This is a genomic window from Spiroplasma endosymbiont of Megaselia nigra, assembly GCF_003987485.1.
In the GTDB taxonomy this organism is placed as follows: Bacteria; Bacillota_I; Bacilli_A; order Mycoplasmatales; family Mycoplasmataceae; genus Spiroplasma.
On the sequence record NZ_RCOO01000045.1, the window covers coordinates 1 to 8,406 of the forward strand.

Consider the following 8,406-nt stretch of genomic DNA (forward strand, 5'->3'; position numbering starts at 1 on the left):
TTCTCTGAATTAATTAATAATTATGGGTTTACAAATAAAAAAACAACCCTTTTTATTTAACAAGAGTTGTTTTTTGCCGCTTCATCGTACATGATACATCATATAAAAAACTTTGTGGTAGATAAAATAATAAAATATGGGTTAATGAAACAATTACAATCCCTAAGAAAAACATTGGCAATCAAGCAAATGGTCACATATATTTTGCACCAATAAAGTTTGTATTTCAACCACCAACATTAAAACCACCATTGTTCCATGGTTCACCGCTACTTGGCCCCACAAATAATTGGTTTGTTTTAAAAATTCAGTCTCAAATTACTGCAATAACAGAAAATAATGTTAATCATAATAACTGTCATTTAAATAATAAACCACTATAAGGCTTTCCCACTAAACCATATTTATAAACATATAAATAAGCAAAAATAATTAATGTATGAAGAATAAAGTAATTATAGTAAAAGAAATTATCTAAACTTCAATAACCATTAACCGGCGTTATAATTGCTAAAATTGGTAAAACAATTGCTGAAGGAGCAACAACTTCAAAAAATTTTCGACTAGGAAAAATTAAAATAAAGCCCGATAATAACTTGTGTAAACTACATAAGTGTAATGGCATAACTTCACTTAAACCACGAATTTGCGAAGGTCTCACCGGTCCTCAAATTCACTCTGTTTTTAAAACAACTGCTAAATAAGTTACTCAAATCGCATATGTTAAGAAATAAGTTATAATTTAATAAATCCCGATTGAAATCCGAAACCATTGTCAATTAACAGTTTTTGCATAATACTTTCTGCAAACAAATAATGAACCAATAATTAAAACAAAAATACTAATGCCAACTAATTGAAAGACATAATTATGACCTTTAAAAAATCACTGGTCAGTTCAATCAGCCCCTGGCAGATATGAACCTGCTGGGTCAAAAAAACCTCATGGTCCATTGCTAGAACGAACAAATTGCATTACTTTTCTCCTTTGATTAAATAATTAATATCTTTTCTATTTATTTTATAACAAAATTAACAATTTTATTTTTAATAATAATTTCTTTAATAATCTCATGCTTATCTAAAAAGGTTTGAACATTGCTATTAGCTTTAGCCAAAGCTGATAATTCTTCTTCTGATGTATCAAGTGGTACTTCTAATTTAGCACGTAATTTACCATTAACTTGAACTGCAATTATAACCTCATTTTTTTGTAAATATTTTTCATCATATGTTGGCCATGTTGACAATGCAACTGATGATGGTTGATTTAATTTTGTTCAAATTTCTTCTGCTAAATATGGAGCAAACAAACTTAACATTTTAGTAAACCCTTCAAAATACGGTTGATAAATTGGACCTTTTATTTTATAACAAGCATTAATAAAGACCATTAGTTGTGAAATTGCTGTATTAAAACTTAATTTTTCTAACATTTCTGTGCTGTTTTTAACCATTCTATGATAAACAAAATCTAACTCATGATTATTATCTTGCGAAAAATTATTATTTTTAATAAGACGATAAACGCGATCTAATCATTTTCGTGCTGAATCTAACCCATTTGGATTTCAAGGAAATGATGCTTCAATTGGTCCCATAAACATTTCATATAAACGTAATGTATCAGCCCCATGTGATTTAATAATATCATCAGGATTAATCACATTTCCTTTTGATTTACTCATTTTTGAACCATCTGTCCCTAAAATCATTCCTTGATTAACTAATTTATAAAATGGTTCAGAAGTTGGAACTAATTTTTGGTCATATAAAAATTTATGTCAAAAACGTGAATATAATAAATGCAAAACAGCATGTTCTTGGCCACCAACATATAAATCAACTGGTAATCATTTTTTTAACAAAGCTTGTCCTTTAGCACTACGTAAGTCTAACAGTTGCTTATCTTCCATTAAAATATAAGCTAAATAATATCAACAACTACCCGCTCATTGCGGCATCGTATTAGTTTCTCGGCGTCCTTTTTTTCCAGTACTGTCAATAACAGTTAATCATTCTGTGGCATTAGCTAATGGTGATTCTCCCGTTTGTGATGGTTTAATATTTGTCATTTTTGGTAATTCTAACGGTAATTCTGTTTCATCAACTAAACTAATTGAACCGTCTTCTCAATGAATAATTGGAAAAGGTTCTCCTCAATATCGTTGACGAGAAAATAATCAATCACGAAGTTTATAAGTAGTTTTAACTTTCGCTTTTCCAGCTGCTGTTAAAACATCAATTGCTTTTTTTGTTGCTTCTTCTGTCATTAAACCATTCAAAAAATCAGAATTAATATGTTTACCATATTTATTATGTAATTTATTATGATGTTCTCCTTCAATAACATAACTAATTGGTAAATAATATTTTAAAGCAAATAAATAATCCCGTTCATCATGACCTGGCACAGCCATCACAGCACCAGTTGCATAAAATGGTAACACATAATCAGCAATTCAAATTGGAATAAGCTTTTCATTAATTGGATTAATAGCATAACTACCAATAAACATTCCATTTTTTTCTTTACTAATATCTTGCCGATCTAATTCAGTTTTTGCTTTTGTTGCTGCTAAAAATTTTGTAACAGCAGCTTCATATTCAGGTGTTGTTAATTTTGAGACTAATGGATGCTCAGGTGCTAAAACAAGATACTCAACACCAAAAATTGTATCAGCACGGGTTGTAAAAACATTAATAATTTCTGGATTATTTTGAACCGCAAACTTAATTTCAGCACCAAATGATTTTCCAATTCAATTTCGTTGTAACTCTTTAACTGATTCTGGCCAATCAAATTCATCTAATCCTGCTAATAATTTTTCTGCATAGGCAGTAATTTTTAAAACCCATTGTCGCATTGGTTTTTTAAAAACTGGAAAATGTCCACGTTCAGAAACCATTTTTCCATTAATATTTAAGACTTCTTCATTAGCTAAGACTGTGCCTAATTCAGGACATCAATTAACATCAACATCACGCATCTCAGCTAATCCATTTTGATATAATAATTCAAAAATTAATTGTGTTGTTTTAAAAAACTCTGGTGAAGAAGTATTAACTTCTTTTTCATAGTCATAACTAAAGCCAAGTGCTTTTAATTGGTTACGAAAATTAGCAATGTTTTGCAAAGTAAATTCTGCTGGATCATTCCCTGTTTGTAAAGCATATTGTTCAGCTGGTAAACCAAATGCATCTCAACCAATTGGATGTAAAACATCATAACCTTGCAATTTTCGCATACGACTAATTACATCACTTGCAACATATCCTTTTGGATGTCCAACATGTAAACCTGCTCCTGATGGGTATGGAAACATATCTAAAATATAAGCTTTTTGCTCTGAATTATTTGTTGTTTTAAAAGTTTGATGTTCTTCTCAATATTGTTGTCATTTTTGTTCAAATGCTTTATGCGAAAATTCCATCTTTATTACCCTTTCTAAATTTTTATCTTTTTAATTATAACATTGTTCCAAAATTTGTTAGTAATTTAAGCACTTTTAATTCCATTTTTATTAGCGTATAATAAATTTATAAATAAATTACAGAATGGGAGAAAATTATGAGCGTACAAGAAGCAGCAAAGTTTCGAAAAGCAATTAAAATCTATGATAAAACAAAAGCAGTTAGTGAAAGTGATTTAAAAACAATTTTAACAACTGGAGCCTTAGCACCCAGTTCTAATGGCTTAGAACCAGTAAAAGTTATTATTATCAAAGATCAGAAATTAAAAGAACAAGCAGCATTAAACTGTTTTATGCCTGGCAATCAGCAAAAAGTAAAGGATGCCCCAATTTTAGCATTACTATTAGGAGCAAATGGTGATTATTTAACATCTGAAGAATTTTTAACCAATCGCTTAGAACGAATTTTTAGTGGTGAAACATTAAAAACAAATGTGCGAGGAATGAGTAATTACTTAAAAAGTTATCCAAGTCCAGATATGTTTTCGGATGAACAAACACATCTTGTCGCTAGTTTTATGGCATTACAAGCTGCTGAATTAAAAATTGGATCAAGTATTATGGGCGGAATTACGCCACTGCAAGCAACCTCATTTTTTACAAAACATAATATTGTGGACCCAACAAAATGACATTTATCGTTAGGAATGCTATTTGGATATTATGATGACAATGTTAAAGGAACAAGTTTCTCTCGCTTACGAATTGCTGAGGATGAATTTGTTAGCATCTTTTAACTTACTTAATAAAAATTTTCCTAAAAAATTTAATTAACTAATGAAAACATCTCTTAAAAATTTTTGAATTATTATTTTAATTACTAATATTATTTTTTTATTAATCCAAATTAGCATCATGACGCCACTAATATTATGTCAAAAACAATTACAGTTAAGTAATAGTGACTTATCGCAAATTTTCTTTGGTATTCTAATTATTATTATTATAGTAATGTTTATTACTAACTGAATTATAGTTAAAAATCCACTCCGAAAACTAAATACAACAAAAGAATTAGCACCCTGACAAGCAGACCGTGGTTTTCATATTATTACAAAATATTCACATTTGAAAACGGAATATAATGGTTATGTCTGATATTTAAAGAAAAAAGGTTTTATTCTGCTTGCTACGCTTGGAATTAACTTTGGTTTTGCTTTAATTTCTGCTGTTGTGTTTTCTATTTTAGGATAAAATAAAAACTACTTTTTTATTTCTAAATTTATTATTTTAAATTATTACTATTTTATAAACTGTTTTTAAATAAAAAAACACTTAATTATATTTAAAAAATTTAACATAATTAAGTGTTTTTTATTGTAAAATATTTTTTAATTTTATAAAAATCCTTAGATAAATTAGGGTTATAATTGATGATTTAATAAATTTTTGATTTAAAAAGTTCATTACTATATCTTCATTAAATTAAACATTATCCATTAAAAATTAAATATCCTACTTTGAAACTTTTGTTTCTTCTTTTTGTTTTTTTGCAGCTTCTTTACGAGCCAAGATTTTCGCCGCTTTTTTCTCTGCTATTAAACGACGACGTTTCTTCATTGACATTGCCATTTTTTATTCACCTTCTCCTTTTTAAATTATTAGTAAAAACTTTGTTAACTTAATAAATCTTGTTCAATTTCGTTAGCAGTTACAAATCCTGTTTTACGTTTTAATTCATTTCCATTTTGAAAGGTAATTAATGTTGGGATTGATAAAATTCCATAATGCTGAGCAAGATCTTGTAAAACATCAACATTAACTTTAATAAAATTAACATCACTACGCGTTTTTGCTAATTCATTAATAATTGGAGCAATCATTTTACATGGTCCACATCAATCAGCATAAAAATCAACTAAAGTTAACTTTGCATCACCAATTGTTTTTTCGAATTCATCAATATTTTTTACTTCATTTACAGCCATTTTAATTCTCTCCTTTACTGAATTCTCTTGCTTTTTTATCATATCATAAAAGTACTATTTTTTTAAGAAAAACTGTTGCAAATATTTTGCTGGCCCATTTTCACGATTTGATAATGTTACTTCATTTGCCATTGTTTTTAACTCATCAATCGCATTGCTAACCGCAATCCCAACTCCAGCTTGGCGAATTAATTCAAGATCATTATAAGAATCACCAAATGAATAAGTTTGACTAATATCAATTCCAATATGATAGGATAAAAATTGCAAGGCACTACCTTTTGAAATCCCCTTGCAAGCAATTTCAAAAACACGATTATTATATTGAGTAATATATAATTGCGGTAATAATTGTCGTAACTTTGTCATTAATTCACTAGCACCCCTATCATCTAAGGAATGATGGGCAATAACACTAGCATGTGTAATATCTTCTATAATATCAGCGACCTTGGTGATAATTTTATATTTTGTTCGCATTATTTTTGATCAATAATAAGAATTCTCACCATATTCGTAAACATAAGTACTATTATTACTAAAAAAATGAACTTTATATTTGCGATAAGTAAAATCAAAAATGGTTTTAATTTCTGCTGTTGTAAAAATCATCATTCATAAAAAACTATTAGTCTTAAAAGAATAAGCACTTGCTCCATTATTTGCCAAAACATAACCATCATACTTATGAACTTTTAGTTTTCGCGCTTGACGAATTGCATCATTAGCTAGGCGCCCCGTTGTAACAACAAAAGAAATTCCTTTTTTTTGAATTGAATTAACTGTTTTTTTTGTTAACCGACTAAACCGATGATTATCCTTTAATAAAGTTCCATCCAAATCAGAAAAAACTGCTTTTTTCATCTACTTATGTTCCTTTCTCTTTCCTTAAAATTTGTATGATTATATTATTTAGAAATATTGATCAAACATTAATTTTATAGTTTTAATAATTATAGTAGAAAATACTTAAATTTAAAAATTTTTTATAAATTATAAACTTTAAGTTAATTTTAAAAAAAAAACTGAATTTTAAAAAGTAATTAAACAAACTTTTTGAAGTTCAGTTTTCAATATATTTTATGATACACCATTTTCTAATACACTTTAACTTGATTAATTTTTAAATTTGTTCAAACATGATAAACAGCACAAAAAGAAAAAGTATATGACACTAAATTCAGTTTTAAGTATTCGTTTTCAAATCATAAACCTTTAATATATAACACTGCTTTTTGTTCAACATAAATAAAAGGAAAAAAGACATAATAATTGTATTTTAAAAGAGAAACATGATTTTGATTAGAACTTCAATTTTCCTTAATATTTTCTGTATTAAACTTAATATTTATTTTAATATTATAAATTGTTGTCCCCTGACCACCTGCAGAAGAATCAACATTATTAATTTCAATATACTTGTATTTTTCTTTAAATTCTTGCAAACTATTAGAATAGTCTGACCATTTAATTAAATTTATTGTTTTTTCTCATACTTTTGTATCATCTATTATTGGACCCATTATTTTTCAATTTAAGTTTATATTGTTTGTGATTATTTTTGACACTTGGTGATGTCCTCAACCATATAAATCTAAATGATAAATTTTACCAGTATTGTTTAAAACATAAGCGCTTCCTTTATTATCTAATTCAATTGCAATTATAGGAAACTCCAAGTCATCAAACTTGTCAATTTGACCATGACCATGTTTTAAAAAAATACCATTGTTTGTCCCAAGATATGTATCTCCTGCATGTAAACGACCACCACTAGTATTTCCCGTTAGAACTTTTTTAGGATTTAAATTATTAATTTCGTTATTTGAACATAATTTATTAAATTTACTAATTAATTTATTAACACTATCATTAGCATCCGAATTTGGATCTTGTTTATTTTTATTTTCTTTAATTGTTTTTACTTCCTTATTATTTAAAGTAAAATGAACAATAACTCTGCCATAATATCTAGTGCTATTTAAATTACTACTAATTATTGCTAAATCATGTGTAATGTCATGAATAACAACCTCATCTAAATCAATATCCGTATTTAAAAGTATTACTCTTTCAAAAATTGTTTCTGGTAAATTATCCGGTAAATCACCTAATTCTGTATTTAATAAAAGATTATTTAATTTTCGAGGTGGAACCAGTGGCGCAACATTATCTTGCTTATTTCTTTGACTTTTTGGCAAAACTGTTGCATAAATTGGTTCTCCAATTTGATTTTTGTTAGTTTCTTCATGTGAAGTAGACGCTAAATACTGACAAGTTCCTAAACTTGGATTATCATTATAAAATAATGAATTACTTGAATCATAAACTGTAAAATAAACATCAGTAAAATTTGTTGTGCTATCAACATCTTCATCTCAAATTATTCTAGCTACGTTTTCCCTAACATTAATTATTCTTAAACTATTTTTTTTAATTTTTTTATTTAATTTATATATTTTTTTTAAAATTGTTTCTGGCAAATTATCAACTAACTCACCTAAGATTCAATTTTTAATTTCTTCATTTAATGCTTTAAAATTTCCTTGCCGTTTACTTCGGTTTAATATTTGTACTTGTGGATTATAACTACTATTAGCATTGACCATTGGTCAACTACTTCCTATTAAAATAATACCGCTTAATAAATTCACTATTTTTTTCATTTTTAGATATTCCCTTTCGTTAAAATTATTATTATTTAATAAAATATTAATTGTTCAAAAGGCTATAATTGTTATATGTATTTAAATTAAAATAATGATCTAAATTATTTTTTAAGTATTGTATTTATATTCATAATTTTACAAAAAAAAAACACTCTGAAAGTGCTAATTTGCACAGTTTCAAATAACTGAGAATTATTTTTTTAATTTAAAATGCTTTTTAATTCAAATTGAATTGGAGGCATTTTTAATTTTAAAACCCTTCTATAATTATTATACTCAACAATATAATTATCTATCATATTTTTTAGCTCATTAAAATTTTTGTATTTTGTTATA

General features: G+C 26.9%; 9 protein-coding genes. 2 read left to right on the forward strand and 7 right to left on the reverse strand.

Annotated features, from left to right (window positions below):
* Positions 1–52: 52 nt before the first annotated feature.
* The 3 genes from D9R21_RS08275 to leuS all read right to left on the reverse strand — a co-directional run bounded on the left by D9R21_RS08275 (position 53) and on the right by leuS (position 3,434).
* Positions 53–661 (reverse strand): TMEM164 family acyltransferase, encoded by a 609-nt coding sequence (locus D9R21_RS08275; protein ID WP_241568709.1) that lies wholly within the window; start codon positions 659–661, stop codon positions 53–55.
* Between the two features lie 81 nt (positions 662–742).
* A complete protein-coding gene (locus D9R21_RS08280; RefSeq protein ID WP_241568710.1) occupies positions 743–976 on the reverse strand; it encodes a hypothetical protein in 234 nt (77 codons plus the stop codon).
* A 40-nt stretch (positions 977–1,016) separates the two neighbouring features.
* On the reverse strand, positions 1,017–3,434 hold the full coding sequence (gene leuS / locus D9R21_RS03020) for a leucine--tRNA ligase (RefSeq protein ID WP_126821040.1): 2,418 nt from the start codon (positions 3,432–3,434) through the stop codon (positions 1,017–1,019).
* A gap of 137 nt (positions 3,435–3,571) precedes the next feature.
* Here leuS and D9R21_RS03025 point away from each other — a divergent pair, with 137 nt between their 5' ends.
* Positions 3,572–4,210: a nitroreductase family protein gene (locus D9R21_RS03025; protein WP_126821041.1), complete on the forward strand. Its 639-nt coding sequence runs from the start codon at positions 3,572–3,574 to the stop codon at positions 4,208–4,210.
* A gap of 40 nt (positions 4,211–4,250) precedes the next feature.
* Entirely contained in the window at positions 4,251–4,667 is a 417-nt protein-coding gene (locus tag D9R21_RS03030) for a hypothetical protein (protein WP_126821042.1), read from the forward strand.
* A gap of 422 nt (positions 4,668–5,089) precedes the next feature.
* On the opposite strand, the gene trxA is transcribed toward D9R21_RS03030, so the two are convergent.
* The 4 genes from trxA to D9R21_RS08645 form a co-directional block, all read right to left on the reverse strand.
* Positions 5,090–5,401 (reverse strand): thioredoxin, encoded by a 312-nt coding sequence (trxA, locus tag D9R21_RS03035; RefSeq protein ID WP_126821043.1) that lies wholly within the window; start codon positions 5,399–5,401, stop codon positions 5,090–5,092.
* Between the two features lie 54 nt (positions 5,402–5,455).
* Entirely contained in the window at positions 5,456–6,265 is an 810-nt protein-coding gene (locus tag D9R21_RS03040; RefSeq protein ID WP_126821044.1) for a Cof-type HAD-IIB family hydrolase, read from the reverse strand.
* Between the two features lie 233 nt (positions 6,266–6,498).
* Positions 6,499–8,067 carry a hypothetical protein gene (locus D9R21_RS03045; protein ID WP_126821045.1) on the reverse strand — a complete coding sequence of 523 codons (1,569 nt, stop codon included), beginning with the start codon at positions 8,065–8,067 and terminating at the stop codon, positions 6,499–6,501.
* Between the two features lie 203 nt (positions 8,068–8,270).
* Complete coding sequence (locus D9R21_RS08645) at positions 8,271–8,405, reverse strand: IS3 family transposase (protein WP_126820873.1); 135 nt, start codon at positions 8,403–8,405, stop codon at positions 8,271–8,273.
* Position 8,406: the final 1 nt, after the last annotated feature.